17 protein-coding genes are annotated in these 14,347 nt (G+C 60.1%); 10 read left to right on the top strand and 7 right to left on the bottom strand.

Annotation, left to right across the window (positions count from 1 at the left end):
* The gene (rhlB, locus tag BLU76_RS17600) at positions 1 to 1,476 is read right to left on the bottom strand and encodes an ATP-dependent RNA helicase RhlB (RefSeq protein WP_063324516.1); all 1,476 of its coding nucleotides are present in this window, start codon (positions 1,474 to 1,476) and stop codon (positions 1 to 3) included.
* Positions 1,477 to 1,573: 97 nt separating this feature from the next.
* Positions 1,574 to 2,230, bottom strand: coding sequence for an alpha/beta hydrolase (locus tag BLU76_RS17595; RefSeq protein WP_063324517.1), 657 nt, complete (start codon positions 2,228 to 2,230; stop codon positions 1,574 to 1,576).
* Between the two features lie 473 nt (positions 2,231 to 2,703).
* On the opposite strand from BLU76_RS17595, the gene BLU76_RS17590 reads away from it, so the two are divergent.
* The 4 genes from BLU76_RS17590 to BLU76_RS17575 all read left to right on the top strand — a co-directional run bounded on the left by BLU76_RS17590 (position 2,704) and on the right by BLU76_RS17575 (position 6,866).
* Positions 2,704 to 3,735: an amino acid ABC transporter substrate-binding protein gene (locus BLU76_RS17590; RefSeq protein ID WP_003205302.1), complete on the top strand. Its 1,032-nt coding sequence runs from the start codon at positions 2,704 to 2,706 to the stop codon at positions 3,733 to 3,735.
* A gap of 65 nt (positions 3,736 to 3,800) precedes the next feature.
* The gene (locus BLU76_RS17585; RefSeq protein WP_063324518.1) at positions 3,801 to 4,982 is read left to right on the top strand and encodes an amino acid ABC transporter permease; all 1,182 of its coding nucleotides are present in this window, start codon (positions 3,801 to 3,803) and stop codon (positions 4,980 to 4,982) included.
* Between the two features lie 10 nt (positions 4,983 to 4,992).
* Positions 4,993 to 6,090, top strand: coding sequence for an amino acid ABC transporter permease (locus BLU76_RS17580; protein WP_063324519.1), 1,098 nt, complete (start codon positions 4,993 to 4,995; stop codon positions 6,088 to 6,090).
* An 11-nt stretch (positions 6,091 to 6,101) separates the two neighbouring features.
* Entirely contained in the window at positions 6,102 to 6,866 is a 765-nt protein-coding gene (locus BLU76_RS17575) for an amino acid ABC transporter ATP-binding protein (protein WP_003178331.1), read from the top strand.
* Positions 6,867 to 6,925: 59 nt separating this feature from the next.
* Here BLU76_RS17575 and BLU76_RS17570 read toward each other — a convergent pair whose 3' ends face one another.
* Both BLU76_RS17570 and BLU76_RS17565 read right to left on the bottom strand, forming a co-directional pair.
* Positions 6,926 to 7,408, bottom strand: coding sequence for a type II toxin-antitoxin system MqsA family antitoxin (locus BLU76_RS17570; protein WP_003178333.1), 483 nt, complete (start codon positions 7,406 to 7,408; stop codon positions 6,926 to 6,928).
* The gene (locus tag BLU76_RS17565; RefSeq protein WP_092223660.1) at positions 7,405 to 7,716 is read right to left on the bottom strand and encodes a type II toxin-antitoxin system MqsR family toxin; all 312 of its coding nucleotides are present in this window, start codon (positions 7,714 to 7,716) and stop codon (positions 7,405 to 7,407) included. The genes BLU76_RS17570 and BLU76_RS17565 overlap by 4 nt, the downstream gene beginning before the upstream one ends.
* A gap of 164 nt (positions 7,717 to 7,880) precedes the next feature.
* Between BLU76_RS17565 and BLU76_RS17560 the strand changes: the two genes are divergently transcribed.
* The 5 genes from BLU76_RS17560 to BLU76_RS17540 all read left to right on the top strand — a co-directional run bounded on the left by BLU76_RS17560 (position 7,881) and on the right by BLU76_RS17540 (position 11,825).
* Positions 7,881 to 8,540 (top strand): FadR/GntR family transcriptional regulator, encoded by a 660-nt coding sequence (locus BLU76_RS17560; protein ID WP_092146869.1) that lies wholly within the window; start codon positions 7,881 to 7,883, stop codon positions 8,538 to 8,540.
* A gap of 43 nt (positions 8,541 to 8,583) precedes the next feature.
* Positions 8,584 to 9,888, top strand: coding sequence for a CynX/NimT family MFS transporter (locus BLU76_RS17555; protein WP_092223658.1), 1,305 nt, complete (start codon positions 8,584 to 8,586; stop codon positions 9,886 to 9,888).
* Positions 9,889 to 9,975: 87 nt separating this feature from the next.
* The gene (locus BLU76_RS17550) at positions 9,976 to 10,446 is read left to right on the top strand and encodes a nuclear transport factor 2 family protein (RefSeq protein WP_063324522.1); all 471 of its coding nucleotides are present in this window, start codon (positions 9,976 to 9,978) and stop codon (positions 10,444 to 10,446) included.
* A gap of 40 nt (positions 10,447 to 10,486) precedes the next feature.
* Positions 10,487 to 10,810: a GIY-YIG nuclease family protein gene (locus tag BLU76_RS17545; RefSeq protein WP_063324523.1), complete on the top strand. Its 324-nt coding sequence runs from the start codon at positions 10,487 to 10,489 to the stop codon at positions 10,808 to 10,810.
* A gap of 79 nt (positions 10,811 to 10,889) precedes the next feature.
* Positions 10,890 to 11,825, top strand: a complete 936-nt coding sequence (locus tag BLU76_RS17540) for a glutathione S-transferase family protein (protein ID WP_063324524.1) — start codon at positions 10,890 to 10,892, stop codon at positions 11,823 to 11,825.
* Positions 11,826 to 11,946: 121 nt separating this feature from the next.
* On the opposite strand, the gene BLU76_RS17535 is transcribed toward BLU76_RS17540, so the two are convergent.
* Positions 11,947 to 12,303, bottom strand: coding sequence for a glutaredoxin family protein (locus BLU76_RS17535; RefSeq protein ID WP_092223656.1), 357 nt, complete (start codon positions 12,301 to 12,303; stop codon positions 11,947 to 11,949).
* Complete coding sequence (yejK, locus tag BLU76_RS17530; protein ID WP_014340016.1) at positions 12,303 to 13,307, bottom strand: nucleoid-associated protein YejK; 1,005 nt, start codon at positions 13,305 to 13,307, stop codon at positions 12,303 to 12,305. The genes BLU76_RS17535 and yejK overlap by 1 nt, the downstream gene beginning before the upstream one ends.
* A 396-nt stretch (positions 13,308 to 13,703) precedes the next feature.
* Here yejK and BLU76_RS17525 point away from each other — a divergent pair, with 396 nt between their 5' ends.
* The gene (locus tag BLU76_RS17525) at positions 13,704 to 13,985 is read left to right on the top strand and encodes an HU family DNA-binding protein (protein WP_003205289.1); all 282 of its coding nucleotides are present in this window, start codon (positions 13,704 to 13,706) and stop codon (positions 13,983 to 13,985) included.
* 126 nt (positions 13,986 to 14,111) lie between these two features.
* Here the strand turns inward: BLU76_RS17525 and BLU76_RS31700 are convergent.
* On the bottom strand, positions 14,112 to 14,347 hold a 236-nt coding region (locus tag BLU76_RS31700; RefSeq protein WP_218190246.1), incomplete at its 5' end, for a hypothetical protein.

Here is a 14,347-nt window from a genome sequence, read left to right as displayed (position 1 = left end):
CTAAGGGCGCTTGCGCTCGACCGGACGTAACAGGTGGGTCGGGGGCATTTCGCAACTGATCTTGCGGCCCAGCAACGCTTCGATCGACGGCAACTGGTAGGAGTCATCTTCGCCAGCGAAGCTGATCGAAACCCCGGCCGCCCCGGCACGACCGGTACGGCCGATGCGGTGCACGTAGTCGTCCGGCACTTCCGGCAGGGTGAAGTTGATCACGTGGCTGATGCCGTCGATGTGGATGCCGCGACCGGCCACGTCAGTGGCGACCAGTACGCGGATCTTGCCTTCGCGGAAGCCTTCGAGGGTCTTGATGCGCTTGTGCTGGGGCACGTCGCCCGAGAGCTGGGCCGCGTTGACGCCATCGCGCACCAGGCGTTCTTCGATGCGTCGCACTTCGTCCTTGCGGTTGGCGAACACCATCACGCGCTCCCAACCGTTGTCGTTGACCAGGTTGTAGAGCAGCTTGTACTTGTCGGCACCGGCGACTGCGTAGATATGTTGTTCGACGTTTTCGCTGGCAACGTTCTCGGCTTCGATCTCGACGATGGCCGGGTCGGTGGTCCACTGCTTGGCCAGGTTCATCACGTCCTCGGTGAAGGTGGCGGAGAACAGCAGGGTCTGGCGTTCGCTTTTCGGTGGAGTCTGGCGAATGATCTGCCGCACTTGCGGGATGAAGCCCATGTCGAGCATGCGGTCGGCTTCGTCCAGCACCATCACTTCGACCATGTCCAGGTGCACGTCGCCGCGCTGGTTGAAGTCCAGCAGGCGGCCCGGCGTGGCGACCAGGATGTCGCAGTGACGGGCTTCGAGGTGCTTGAGCTGCTTGTCGAAATCCATGCCGCCCACGAACGTCATGACGTTCAGGCCGGTGTACTTGGTCAGGTCGGCGGCGTCCTTGGCGATCTGCACCACCAGCTCGCGGGTCGGCGCGATGATCAGTGCCCGCGGTTCGCCCATGTAGCGTTCCTTGGGCGGTGGGGTCTGGAGCAGCTGGGTGATGATGGAAATCAGGAACGCGGCCGTCTTGCCGGTGCCGGTCTGGGCGCGACCGATGGCGTCTTTGCCGGCGAGGGTGTAACCGAGCACTTGCGCCTGGATCGGCGTGCAATAGGGGAAACCCAGGTCCTGGATGGCATGCATCAGTTCCGGGGCGAGCTTGAAATCGTGGAAGCGGGTCTTGCCTTCCTGGGGTTCTACGACGAAGTCCTCGAGCTTCCAGGCGACGACCGGCGGTTTCGGTGCGCGTTCGCGGCGTGGCTTGGGGGCTTCGTTGCGTGGTTTTTCCGCTGCCGGGGCGGTGACAGGCTGTGCGGTTGGCGGTGTCATCGGCTCTTTTGTCACGCCTGCAACAGGTGCGGTGCGGTGCGGTTGTTGCGCATCGGTGCGGCTCGGGCCGTGGGTCGGCGCAGTGGAGCCAGGCGCGAGTTGCTCGGCCTCGCTTTTACCGAACATCTTCTTGAGTGCTTTGAGCACGGTCATCTCATCGATTGGTTAAGGAATGTACGCCGGCCAGTGTAATGCAAGAAACGGGCGCGGCGTAGTGTGATCGTCAAAGGACGGAGTGGCGATCGGCCTCTTAGCGCAACCGCTCGGCCAGCCAGGTACCGATGTCGCGAATCTCCTCGGGTAACACTTCGTGGCCCATTGGGTATTCTTGCCATGTCACGGTGACACCATGCTGCTTTAAATACTCTTTCGCGGTCCGCCCCATGGGGTTGAGTACCACTTCGTCGTATTGCCCGTGCAGCGCCAGGACCGGAATGCGTTGCTGGCTGGCCGACAATTGCAGCTCATCGCTGAAAGTCGGGGCATAAGTAGACAGCGCGACCACGCCGCCCAGCGGGCCCTGCCATTTCACGAATGCCGTGTGATAGACCACCGCGCCGCCTTGGGAGAAACCCGCCAGGAAAATCCGCGAGGCGTCTATTCCGCTGGCTCGCTGGGTTTCGATCAGGTCGATGACCCGTTGTGCCGAAGCTTCGAGCTGCTGTTCGTCAATGGCCCGCGCCGGGCTCAAGGCGCGGATGTCGTACCAACTGGGCATCTCATAGCCGCCGTTGATCGTTACTGGCTGGGTCGGTGCCTGGGGTAGAACGAAACGTGTGGTGAGCAAACTTTGCTGCAACATTTCGGCGACTGGTAGGAAATCAAAACGATCGGCGCCCAGGCCGTGAAGCCAGATAACGCACGCGTCGGCAGTGCTGCTGGGCTCGAGAATCAGGGGGTCGGTCATGGTTGTGCTCCAAATCTGTGCGGGCGCGCCCAATCAGTGCGTGATTACAGTGCGTGTCCGGTGTCTCAGTTAATTAGATGTCGCAAAGTTGAAAGTTTTTGTCTTGACGTGTTTTACAAGGGCTAAGCGCAGCGGTCTGGTACGGGCTTTGCTATGGGTGTACCTGAGTGATGATTCTTACGCTGTGCGGTAACACTATCAGTTCACCGCTACGCATGGGATATCAGAAATCCGGTGATGAATGTTCGCCAGCAGCCGCTACGGGCTTCGCGAACGTGAAGGGCTACAGCCCGTTCGGCCGATTGGTGAGAGATGGGCATGACCGCTGTTTACGGACATCCTCATTATTAGACTCATAGCGAAGGTCCAGACGTCGGTTGACCCTAAAAAAAGCCAACAAGGGTCGGCAATGCCCCAAAAGGGTGCGACAGGACTCGAGCTCCGACACAACAAGAGCAAAACTGGAGGTTTGAATGAAGTTACTGAAATCCACCCTGGCCGTCATGACTGCAGCAGCGGTCCTTGGTGTCAGCGGGTTCGCTCAGGCGGGTGCAACTCTGGATGCCGTGCAGAAAAAAGGTTTTGTGCAATGTGGTGTGAGTGATGGCCTGCCGGGTTTCTCGGTGCCTGATTCGACCGGCAAGATCGTCGGTATCGACGCTGACTTCTGCCGTGCCGTGGCCGCTGCTGTATTTGGCGATGCGACCAAGGTCAAATTCAGCCAGTTGAACGCCAAGGAGCGCTTCACCGCGCTGCAATCGGGCGAAATCGACATGCTCTCGCGCAACTCCACCATGACCAGCTCCCGTGACGCGGGCATGGGCTTGAAATTCCCAGGCTTCATCACCTACTACGACGGCATCGGCTTCCTGGCGAACAACAAGCTGGGCGTCAAGAGCGCCAAGGAACTGGACGGTGCAACCATCTGCATCCAGGCCGGTACCACCACCGAGCTGAACGTTTCCGACTACTTCCGCGCCAACGGCCTGAAGTACACCCCGATCACTTTCGACACCTCCGATGAAAGCGCCAAGTCGCTGGAATCCGGTCGTTGCGACGTGCTGACCTCGGACAAATCCCAGCTGTTCGCCCAGCGCAGCAAGCTGGCTTCGCCAAAGGACTACGTGGTTCTGCCGGAAACCATTTCCAAGGAGCCCCTGGGCCCAGTCGTGCGTAACGGCGACGACGAGTGGCTGGCCATTGTCCGTTGGACTGGCTACGCCTTGCTCAACGCTGAAGAAGCGGGTGTGACCTCGAAGAACGTCGAGGCCGAAGCCAAGTCCACCAAGAACCCTGACGTCGCTCGTATGCTGGGCGCTGACGGTGAATACGGCAAAGACCTGAAACTGCCGAAAGACTGGGTTGTGCAGATCGTCAAGCAGGTCGGCAACTACGGTGAAATGTTCGAGCGCAACCTCGGCAAGGGCACTCCGCTGGAAATCGATCGCGGCTTGAACGCTCTGTGGAACGCTGGCGGCATTCAATACGCACCACCAGTGCGCTGATGGTTCTATCACCCGGTGGGCCAACCACCGGGTGATGTTCTGTTCCATTCTTTGCGGGGCACTTCATGCAAAATTCAATCGGCGCACCTAAGCAGAGGCTCAGCCTCAGCGATCCACGAGTGCGTGCGTGGGTATTTCAAGTCGTCACTGTCGTGGCGGTTATCGCGCTGGGCTGGTTTCTGTTCGATAACACACAAACCAATCTTCAGCACCGAGGCATCACCTCCGGTTTCGGCTTCCTGGAGCGCAGTGCCGGTTTCGGCATCGCCCAACACCTGATCGACTACACCGAAGCGGACAGCTATGCCCGGGTCTTTCTCATCGGGTTGCTCAACACGCTGCTGGTCACGTTCATCGGCGTGATCCTGGCAACCATCCTGGGGTTCATCATCGGCGTGGCACGGCTGTCGCAGAACTGGATCATTTCCAAGCTGGCAACCGTTTATGTCGAGGTTTTCCGTAATATCCCGCCACTGCTGCAAATCCTGTTCTGGTACTTCGCGGTATTCCTGAGCATGCCAGGACCGCGGGCCGCCCATAACTTCGGCGACACCTTCTTTGTCAGCAGCCGGGGTCTGAACATGCCTGCCGCGCTGGTGGCCGAAGGGTTCTGGCCATTCGTGATCAGCGTAGTGCTGGCGATCGTCGCCATCGTGCTGATGACGCGCTGGGCCAACAAGCGTTTCGAAGCGACAGGCGAGCCGTTTCATAAGTTCTGGGTCGGCCTGGCGTTGTTCCTGGTGATCCCTGCGTTGAGCGCGCTGCTTTTTGGTGCGCCGGTGCATTGGGAAATGCCGGAGCTCAAGGGCTTCAACTTCGTCGGTGGCTGGGTGCTGATCCCGGAACTGCTGGCCTTGACCCTGGCCTTGACCGTGTACACCGCGGCGTTCATCGCCGAGATCGTGCGCTCGGGCATCAAGTCGGTCAGCCACGGTCAGACTGAAGCCGCCCGTTCCCTGGGACTGCGCAACGGTCCGACCCTGCGCAAAGTGATCATCCCGCAGGCCCTGCGTGTGATCATTCCGCCGTTGACCAGCCAATACCTGAACCTGGCGAAAAACTCCTCCCTGGCGGCCGGTATCGGCTACCCGGAAATGGTTTCGCTGTTTGCCGGCACAGTGTTGAACCAGACGGGCCAGGCCATCGAGGTGATTGCGATCACCATGAGTGTGTACCTGGCGATCAGTATCAGCATTTCGTTGCTGATGAACTGGTACAACAAGCGCATTGCGCTGATCGAGCGGTGAGGAAACGCGCATGACGACTCATACTTTCAAACCAGACATGCCCCCGCCGGGCAGCAGCATCGGCGTGGTGGCGTGGATGCGCGCCAACATGTTCTCCAGCTGGATCAACACGCTGCTGACCCTGTTCGCGTTCTACCTGATCTACCTGATCGTGCCGCCCCTGGTGCAATGGGCGATCCTCGATGCCAACTGGGTCGGTACCACCCGTGCCGACTGCACCAAGGAAGGCGCCTGCTGGGTCTTCATCCAGCAGCGCTTCGGGCAGTTCATGTACGGCTACTACCCGGCAGACCTGCGCTGGCGCGTCGACCTGACCGTGTGGCTGGCAGTGATCGGTGTGGCGCCGTTGTTCATCTCGCGCTTCCCGCGCAAGGCAATCTACGGCCTGAGTTTCCTGGTGCTGTATCCGATCAGCGCCTGGTGCCTGCTGCACGGCGGCGTGTTCGGCCTGGACGCCGTGGCGACCAGCCAATGGGGGGGGCTGATGCTGACCCTGGTGATCGCGACCGTGGGTATTGTCGGCGCCTTGCCACTGGGCATCGTCCTGGCGCTGGGGCGACGTTCGAACATGCCGGCGATCCGCGTGGTCTGCGTGACCTTCATCGAGTTCTGGCGCGGCGTGCCGTTGATCACAGTGCTGTTCATGTCCTCGGTGATGCTGCCGCTGTTCCTGCCTGAAGGCATGAACTTCGACAAGCTGCTGCGGGCGCTGATCGGGGTGATCCTGTTCCAGTCGGCCTACATTGCCGAAGTGGTGCGTGGTGGCCTGCAAGCCATTCCCAAGGGGCAATACGAGGCGGCCGCAGCGATGGGCCTGGGTTACTGGCGCAGCATGGGCCTGGTGATTCTGCCGCAAGCCCTGAAGCTGGTGATCCCGGGTATCGTCAACACCTTCATTGCGTTGTTCAAGGACACGAGCCTGGTGATCATCATCGGCCTGTTCGACCTGCTCAACAGCGTGAAACAAGCTGCCGCCGACCCGAAATGGCTGGGCATGGCCACCGAAGGCTATGTGTTCGCCGCCCTGGTGTTCTGGATTTTCTGTTTTGGTATGTCCCGCTATTCCATGCATTTGGAACGCAAGCTGGACACTGGCCACAAGCGTTAGGAGCGTAGTTTATGAGTGAAGCGATCAAACAGCCTGTGAGCCCTGAAGGCATTATTCAGATGCAGGGCGTCAATAAGTGGTACGGCCAGTTCCATGTGTTGAAAGACATCAACCTGAACGTCAAGCAGGGCGAGCGTATCGTGCTGTGCGGCCCGTCGGGCTCCGGCAAGTCCACCACCATCCGCTGCCTCAACCGCCTGGAAGAGCACCAGCAGGGTCGCATCGTGGTCGACGGTGTGGAACTGACCAACGACCTCAAGCAGATCGAAGCGATCCGCCGTGAAGTCGGCATGGTGTTCCAGCACTTCAACCTGTTCCCGCACCTGACCATCCTGCAGAACTGCACCCTGGCGCCGATGTGGGTACGCAAGATGCCCAAGCGCAAGGCCGAGGAAATCGCCATGCATTACCTGGAGCGCGTACGCATTCCAGAGCAGGCGCACAAGTACCCGGGCCAGCTCTCCGGCGGTCAGCAGCAACGTGTGGCTATCGCCCGTGCCCTGTGCATGAAGCCGAAAATCATGCTGTTCGACGAGCCGACCTCGGCTCTCGACCCGGAAATGGTGAAGGAAGTACTCGACACCATGATCGGCTTGGCCGAAGACGGCATGACCATGCTCTGCGTGACCCACGAAATGGGCTTTGCCCGCACCGTGGCCAACCGCGTGATCTTCATGGACAAGGGTGAAATCGTCGAACAGGCCGCGCCGAACGACTTCTTCGACAACCCACAGAACGACCGCACCAAGCTGTTCCTGAGCCAGATCCTGCATTGATCCGGCCTTAGGCAGTGAAATAAACCCGGACTTGTCCGGGTTTGTTTTTAATGGGCCGCTCAGCAAGCCGTGAGGGTCTCGTGTTCCTTGTGCACCGTCGTTTTGAATTGCCGCAAGTCTGCGTCTTCAGCGAAGGCATGGACATCGGCAAGCAAATGCGGATAGCGATCAAGCAGGCGCATCAGCAAGATCAACGCCTTGGGTGGCACTACCTCGCCGCGCTCGTAGCGGGAAAACGCATTGTGTCCACCGCCCGATAGCAGCAGTACCGCTTCCTTTTGCGATAGATGCAGTTTGCGCCGGACACGTTTGATCTCTTCGCCGATCATTCGCCTGGCCGCGTTGACCAGCTCATCACCTGCATGGTCGTAGCGATCCGAGCAGCTTGAATCGAGCTCGACTTCGCCGCACATCTGACATTCCCAGCCAGACAAGTCATCGACCCGGCGTTCCAGTCCCTTGACGCTCATGGTTTCGCCGCGACCTTCGAAATGCAACATGCCTTCCGGGGCACCACAGCTGAAGCATTGCTGGTGTTTCATGAGTTTCTCTCCTTGAAGGAAATTACCGGTGGGCCTCCGCTGGGGCGGTACGTCACCTTCAGGTAAATCTGCAGACCGTGTGAATTGGCGTGGTAGGCGTCATGCCAGACTCGATGATCGTCATAGGTGGTCATCGATGTGTAGAACTGTTTTCGCTCAAGCCCATGAATGACCTGCTGCATGTCCGAGACGTTTAAACCGAGCGTCCGGGCAGTGTTCTTCGCAGTGCTGGTGAACGCTTTCCCTTTAAGTCGCCTGACATCTGCCTGTATCGCCGCCAAGGCGTAGTGGGGTGTGTTCTTTTCCATGGAACGGCGTGCCTTGTCCTTAAAATTACCCTCAAAGGGTAATTTTGACTCATTGAAAATCTCGTTTCTTTACCTCCCGTTGACCCTAGGCGGTTGCCGTCCTACGCGAAGCTGACTAACATGTCAGAAAATTCATCCTATGATTGGATGAAAGGGCGAATTCTATGTCAGCTATTTCTCCATTGATGAAACGCTCCCTGGTCGACCAGGCCTTGGAACAATTGCGTCGGCGTATCAGCGATGGTGTGTGGGGCGTCGGCCAGCGCTTGCCCACCGAGCCGGAGTTGGTGGCGGAGCTGGGTATCAGCCGCAACACCGTGCGGGAAGCCATGCGCGTGCTGGCGTTTTCCGGGTTGATCGAGATCCGCCAGGGCGATGGCAGCTACGTGCGGGCGGTGGTTGATCCGCTGGATACGCTCAAGGTGCTATCCCGTTGTTCGCTGGAACAGGCCCGGGAAACCCGGCATATCCTGGAGGTGGAGGCCATTGGCCTGGCGGCGGTGCGGCGCACCGATGAGGATCTACTTGCCTTGCGCCGGGCGCTGCAAGACAGCGGTGAGCATTATCACGGCGACCTGGAGCAGTACATCGCCTGCGACCTGGTGTTCCACCGCCTCTTGGTAGATGCCGCGCACAACCCTGCGCTCAGTGAACTCTATCGCTACTTCTCCAGCGTCATCGGCGCACAGTTGCGCCAGAGCCTCAATATCGCCCCGCGTCATCAACATGTCTTCGACCTGCACGTCGAAATCCTGGACGCCGTCGAGCAACAGGACCCGCAACGGGCCAAGTCCCTGTGTCGCCAGTTGATCAATGAACCCTGAGCGCTTGAAACCCTGAGCCCCGAACCCCGAACCCGAGCTTTCCATGTCCCGCGACCAGCTTGACCCTGCCACTTCGACGGCGCCCAAACGCGCCGCCGAACTTGAAGAACTGTTGATCGACGCCGAGGCCGACGATGAGCAGGCCCAGCAGCGCCCTCCGTTGGTGCGCCGGCCCTGGCTGTTGCTGCTCGGGCTGATCCTGGTGGCGCTGAACCTGCGTCCGGCATTGTCGAGCATGGCGCCGTTGCTCAGCGAAGTGTCAAGAAGCCTCGACCTGTCGGCTGCCCAGGCCGGTTTGCTGACCACATTGCCTGTGCTTTGCCTGGGCCTGTTCGCGCCGCTGGCGCCGGTGCTGGCGCGGCGCTTCGGTGCCGAGCGCGTGGTGCTGGGGATCTTGTTGACGCTGGCGGGCGGGATTGTCTTGCGCAGCGCCTTCGGCCAGGTCGGGCTGTTTGTCGGCAGTATCCTGGCCGGCGCGAGTATTGGTGTGATCGGCGTGCTGTTGCCGGGCATCGTCAAGCGCGACTTCGCCAAGCAGGCCGGCACCATGACCGGCGTCTACACCATGGCTTTGTGCCTGGGCGCGGCGATGGCGGCCGGGGCGACCGTGCCGCTGAGCGAGCAGCTTGGCCACAGCTGGGCCTTGGGCCTGGGTTTCTGGGTGGTCCCGGCGCTGCTGGCCTCGGTGTCCTGGTTACCGCAAGTGGGCGAGAAACACGGTGCCCACCAAGTGGCTTATCGAGTCCGCGGCTTGCTGCGTGATCCCCTGGCCTGGCAAGTGACGTTGTACATGGGGCTGCAATCGTCCCTGGCCTACATCGTCTTTGGCTGGCTGCCGTCGATCCTGATTGGACGTGGCCTGACGCCGACCCAGGCCGGGCTCGTGCTATCCGGTTCGGTCATCGTGCAGTTGATCAGTTCCCTCGCGGCGCCCTGGTTGGCAACACGTGGCAAGGACCAGCGCCTGGCCATCGTGATCGTCATGCTCATGGTCCTGGGCGGGTTGTTCGGTAGCCTCTACGCTCCGCTCGATGGCTTGTGGGGCTGGGCGATCCTGCTGGGCTTGGGACAGGGCGGATCATTCAGCCTGGCGCTCACACTGATCGTGCTGCGTTCGCGGGACGCCCACGTGGCCGCCAACCTTTCCGGCATGGCCCAGGGTTTCGGTTATACGCTGGCGTCGCTGGGGCCGTTCGCGGTGGGTGTGGTCCACGACTTGACCGGCGGCTGGAACGCCCTGGGCTGGATCTTCGGCCTGGTTGGCCTGGGGGCGATCATCGCCGGCATCGGCGCAGGCCGGGCGTTGTACGTCGGGGTCAGCAGCGAAAGGGTCGCTGATCTTCGTTGATATCATTTTCATGGCGAATGACGATAGTCTTCCCGGCGGCGGCAGATTATCGTGCTGGCCTACTGAAACGTTTTTCGGAGCCTGTCCATGAGTGATGCCCATAACGCCTTGATCAGCCGTTTTTACCAGGCCTTCCAACGCCTGGACGCCGAAGCCATGAGCGCTTGCTACACCGACGACGTGCTGTTCAGCGATCCGGCGTTCGGTGAGCTGCGCGGGCGCGATGCCGGCGACATGTGGCGCATGCTGACGACCCGGGCCAAGGACTTTTCCCTGACCTTCGATAACGTGCGCAGTGATGAGCGTACCGGTGGTGCTCATTGGGTGGCGACGTACTTGTTCAGCCAGACCGGCAACGTGGTGATCAATGACATTCAGGCACGCTTCGTTTTTCGCGACGGCAAGATCTGCGAGCACCACGACAGCTTCGATCTGTGGCGCTGGTCTCGCCAGGCATTGGGTGCCAAGGGCCTGTTGCTGGGCTGGACACCACTGGTACGTAACGCTGTCAGGGCCCAGGCGCTCAAGGGGCTGCGGGCGTTCCAGGCCAGTCGCTGATAAGATCGCGGCTTGTCTTTGCCGACCTGTTGAACATCTAGTGACGATCGCCACCCCCTCTCCCGATCTGCCAGCACAAGGCCCCGCCGAACCGGACAAACCCTGGTTCGTCTACCTGGTGCGGGCGGCCAACGGTTCGCTGTACTGCGGCATCAGCGATGACCCGGTGCGGCGTTTCGCCAAGCATCAAAGTGGCAAGGGTGCACGTTTCTTCCTTTCCAGCCCGGCAGTGGCTTTGGTGTACACCGAGGCCTGTCGCGACAAGGGCGAGGCCCTGCGCCAGGAGCGGCTGATCAAAAAACTCAAGAAAAGCGCCAAGGAATGCCTGGTGGCCAGTGCGCTGTCGCTCGATCAGCCGGGCTGATAGGCCTTTATCAGGCCGGTAGGCTGTCCCGATCAGGCGCGCTAAGCTGTAGGACTTCATTCCTGCAGTGGCTAATCTCATGTCAGAGCTGATCCTTCATCATTACCCTACGTCTCCTTTCGCGGAAAAAGCCCGGCTGCTGCTGGGCTTCAAGGGGCTGTCCTGGCGTTCGGTGAGCATCCCGCCGATGATGCCCAAGCCTGACCTGACGGCGCTGACGGGTGGCTACCGCAAGACGCCGGTGTTGCAGGTCGGCGCGGATATCTATTGCGATACGTCGCTGATGGCCCGCCGCCTGGAGCAGGAAAAAGCCTCGCCGGCGCTGTTCCCCGAAGGCCGGGAAATGCTTGCCGCATCCTTTGCTGCGTGGGCCGATTCGGTGGTGTTCCAGCATGCGGTGAGCCTGGTGTTCCAGCCGGAATCGGTGGCGGTGCGGTTCGCCAAGCTATCGCCCGAAGCGATCAAGGCGTTCATCAGCGACCGCGCCGGGCTGTTCAGTGGCGGCACGACGACACGCTTGGCCGCCGAGCAGGCCAAGCACCAATGGCCGACGATCATGGCGCGTCTCGAGCAACAGTTGCAGCGCGAGGAGGGCGATTTCCTGTTGGGTGATCCGTCGATTGCCGACTTCGCCATGGCCCATCCACTGTGGTTCCTCAAGGGCACTCCGGTCACCTCGTCGCTGGTGGATGCCTATCCGGCTGTCTCGGCCTGGTTGGCGCGGGTGTTGGGTTTCGGCCATGGTGCCTCGAGCCAGATGAGTGCCGAAGAAGCCTTGGACGTTGCCCGCAACGCGACGCCGCAAGCGCTGCCGGATGAGTCGTTCGAAGAGCCGAACGGGTTCACCGCAGGGCAGCAGGTAAGCATAGCCGCGACGGACTATGGCGTTGATCCGGTGGTTGGGGAGTTACTGTTTGCTGGCCGCGAAGAATTGATCCTGCGTCGCGAAGATGAGCGTGGCGGGGTGGTGCATGTGCACTTTCCGCGGTTCGGGTTTCGGATCGAGGCGCGCTGAGCAACGAATGACCTGTGGGAGCGAGCTTGCTCGCGATGGCGGCGACACATCCAGCATTGATGCAAGCTGACCCACCGCTATCGCGAGCAAGCTCGCTCCCACAGGGGATTTGCGGCGATGACTAGATGGCAGATAACGCCTTGAGAATATGCTCCGGCTCATACCCACGCATCAACGTGCCATTCACATCGAGGATCGGAATCCCCCGGCCGCCCAGCGCCTCGTAGGCCTTGCGCGCTTCGGCATCTTTCTCGATATCGAACTCGCGAAACGGCACGCCTTTCTCATCCAGGAACCGCCGGGTGGCCTTGCAGTAGCCGCACCAGTCGGTGGCATACAGCACGACGCGGGCGTTGCTGCGAATCTGCTCGGAAACCATCTGTGACGGGTTGAATACCCGCTCGATCTTGCCCCAGTTCTGGTAGGCCACCACCACCAGCAGAATCAGCAGGAATTTCTTCAGCACCCTACTGAGCATCAATTACGCCGCTTGAGCTGGTCGGTCAGCGACGTGGGCAGGCCCTTGATGATCAGCGTGCCAGCCTCTTCGTCGTACTCGATCTTGGAGCCCAGCAAGTGCGCTTCGAAGCTGATGGACAAGCCCTCGGCGCGACCAGTGAAGCGGCGGAACTGGTTGAGGGTGCGTTTATCCGCCGGGATTTCCGGCGACAACCCGTAGTCCTTGTTGCGGATGTGGTCGTAGAAGGCTTTCGGTCGATCTTCGTCGATCAGCTCGGACAGTTCTTCCAGGCCCATCGGCTCGCCGAGCTTGGCCTGGCTGCTGGCGTAGTCGACCAGGGTCTTGGTCTTTTCCCGGGCATCGTCTTCCGGCAGGTCTTCACTTTCGACGAAGTCACTGAAGGCCTTGAGCAGGGTGCGGGTCTCACCGGGGCCGTCGACACCTTCCTGGCAGCCGATGAAATCACGGAAATATTCCGAGACCTTCTTGCCGTTCTTGCCCTTGATGAACGAGATGTATTGCTTCGATTGCTTGTTGTTCTGCCACTCCGACACATTGATCCGTGCCGCCAGGTGCAACTGGCCCAGGTCCAGGTGGCGGGACGGGGTCACGTCCAGCTCATCGGTCACTGCCACACCTTCGCTGTGGTGCAGCAGGGCGATGGCCAGGTAGTCGGTCATGCCTTGTTGGTAATGCGCGAACAGCACGTGGCCGCCCACCGACAGGTTGGACTCTTCCATCAGTTTCTGCAGGTGTTCCACCGCCACGCGACTGAAGGCGGTGAAGTCCTTGCCGCCGTCCAGGTACTCCTTCAGCCAGCCGCTGAACGGATGCGCCCCGGACTCGGCATGGAAAAAACCCCAGGCCTTGCCTTGCTTGGCGTTATAGCTCTCGTTGAGGTCGGCGAGCATGTTCTCGATGGCCGTGGACTCTGCCAGTTCGGAGTCGCGGGCATGGAGCACAGCAGGGGTGCCGTCGGGTTTTTTGTCGATCAGGTGGACGATGCAATGACGGATCGGCATGGATTTCTCGGCTGTTGAAAGAGAGGAGGGCGCGCTCCCCGAAAAGGGGCCCAGTGTACCGCAATCACTGGTTTTGGAACCCGGCAAAGGCCCTTTCAGACCCGTCCGACATCCTATATGCATTTTTTTAACGTTTTAGCGCAAGAAAGCTGACCAAATGGGTAGCTAGAGGCGGATATTTCAGAGGCGTTGTGCTAGTTTTGCCCGGTCTTACGCGAAGTCACTGCGTTAAGCGTGCATTCAGCATCTGTCAGGTCGAACCAATCCCGGTTTTCGGCATCTATTACCCCGATCCGTCGTGGTGATTGCCGAGGGTGCCTGATCAAGAGAGATCGGGCTCGATGGCTGACACTGCACTCTGCAATCCATATGAATTTGATAGGGAAGGAACACTACATGGCTCTTACTAAAGACCAACTGATCGCTGATTTGGCTGAATCTGTAGACGCACCAAAAGCTACCGTGCGTTCGCTGCTGGACCAACTGGGCCAAGTCGTTGCCGATCAGCTGGAAAATGGCGGCGAAATCACTCTGCCAGGTGTTGGCAAGCTGAAAGTCACCGAGCGTCCTGCCCGTACCGGCCGCAACCCTTCGACTGGCGCTGCCATCGAAATCGCTGCCAAGAAAGTGATCAAGCTGGTTGTGGCCAAAGGCCTGACCGACGCGGTCAACAAGTAAGACCGCAGTAAAAAAACCGTGCCTCGGAGCGATCCGGGCACGGTTTTTTGTTGCCTCGAAAAAAGTGACCTGTGGCGAGGGAGCTTGCTCCCGCTGGGCTGCGCAGCAGCCCCCTCTCAAGCTCACTCAATCGACCTGATCCACCGCGTCGCCGGGCTCCAGGGCCGCTGCGCGCCCCAGCGGGAGCAAGCTCCCTCGCCACGGGAATTGGGCATGGCGCGGGTTAGGGGAATGCCTCGAATCAGTGTCAGTTTCACGAGCAAATCGGTTGGTCGACCGGGATGCTTTTGAGCTTTTGAGCTTTTGAGCTTTTGAGCTTTTGAGCTTTTGAGCTTTTGAGCTTTTGAGCTTTTGAGCTTTTG

This window comes from Pseudomonas sp. NFACC08-1 (assembly GCF_900106735.1).
In the GTDB taxonomy this organism is placed as follows: domain Bacteria; phylum Pseudomonadota; class Gammaproteobacteria; order Pseudomonadales; family Pseudomonadaceae; genus Aquipseudomonas; species Aquipseudomonas fluorescens_Q.
Note: the sequence above shows the minus strand (reverse complement) of the source record. Positions and strands in the feature narration are given on the sequence as shown.

Excerpts from the sequence above, each read along its gene's own strand:
- BLU76_RS17585 (WP_063324518.1), top strand. The coding sequence starts at position 3,801 with ATGCAAAATTCAATCGGCGCACCTAAGCAGAGGCTCAGCCTCAGCGAT.
- BLU76_RS17590 (WP_003205302.1), top strand. The coding sequence starts at position 2,704 with ATGAAGTTACTGAAATCCACCCTGGCCGTCATGACTGCAGCAGCGGTC.
- BLU76_RS17550 (WP_063324522.1), top strand. The coding sequence starts at position 9,976 with ATGAGTGATGCCCATAACGCCTTGATCAGCCGTTTTTACCAGGCCTTC.
- BLU76_RS17555 (WP_092223658.1), top strand. The coding sequence starts at position 8,584 with ATGTCCCGCGACCAGCTTGACCCTGCCACTTCGACGGCGCCCAAACGC.
- BLU76_RS17535 (WP_092223656.1), bottom strand. The coding sequence starts at position 12,303 with ATGCTCAGTAGGGTGCTGAAGAAATTCCTGCTGATTCTGCTGGTGGTG.
- BLU76_RS17575 (WP_003178331.1), top strand. The coding sequence starts at position 6,102 with ATGAGTGAAGCGATCAAACAGCCTGTGAGCCCTGAAGGCATTATTCAG.
- BLU76_RS17560 (WP_092146869.1), top strand. The coding sequence starts at position 7,881 with ATGTCAGCTATTTCTCCATTGATGAAACGCTCCCTGGTCGACCAGGCC.
- BLU76_RS17565 (WP_092223660.1), bottom strand. The coding sequence starts at position 7,716 with ATGGAAAAGAACACACCCCACTACGCCTTGGCGGCGATACAGGCAGAT.
- yejK (WP_014340016.1), bottom strand. The coding sequence starts at position 13,307 with ATGCCGATCCGTCATTGCATCGTCCACCTGATCGACAAAAAACCCGAC.
- BLU76_RS17595 (WP_063324517.1), bottom strand. The coding sequence starts at position 2,230 with ATGACCGACCCCCTGATTCTCGAGCCCAGCAGCACTGCCGACGCGTGC.
- BLU76_RS17540 (WP_063324524.1), top strand. The coding sequence starts at position 10,890 with ATGTCAGAGCTGATCCTTCATCATTACCCTACGTCTCCTTTCGCGGAA.
- BLU76_RS17525 (WP_003205289.1), top strand. The coding sequence starts at position 13,704 with ATGGCTCTTACTAAAGACCAACTGATCGCTGATTTGGCTGAATCTGTA.
- BLU76_RS17570 (WP_003178333.1), bottom strand. The coding sequence starts at position 7,408 with ATGAAACACCAGCAATGCTTCAGCTGTGGTGCCCCGGAAGGCATGTTG.
- BLU76_RS17580 (WP_063324519.1), top strand. The coding sequence starts at position 4,993 with ATGACGACTCATACTTTCAAACCAGACATGCCCCCGCCGGGCAGCAGC.
- rhlB (WP_063324516.1), bottom strand. The coding sequence starts at position 1,476 with ATGACCGTGCTCAAAGCACTCAAGAAGATGTTCGGTAAAAGCGAGGCC.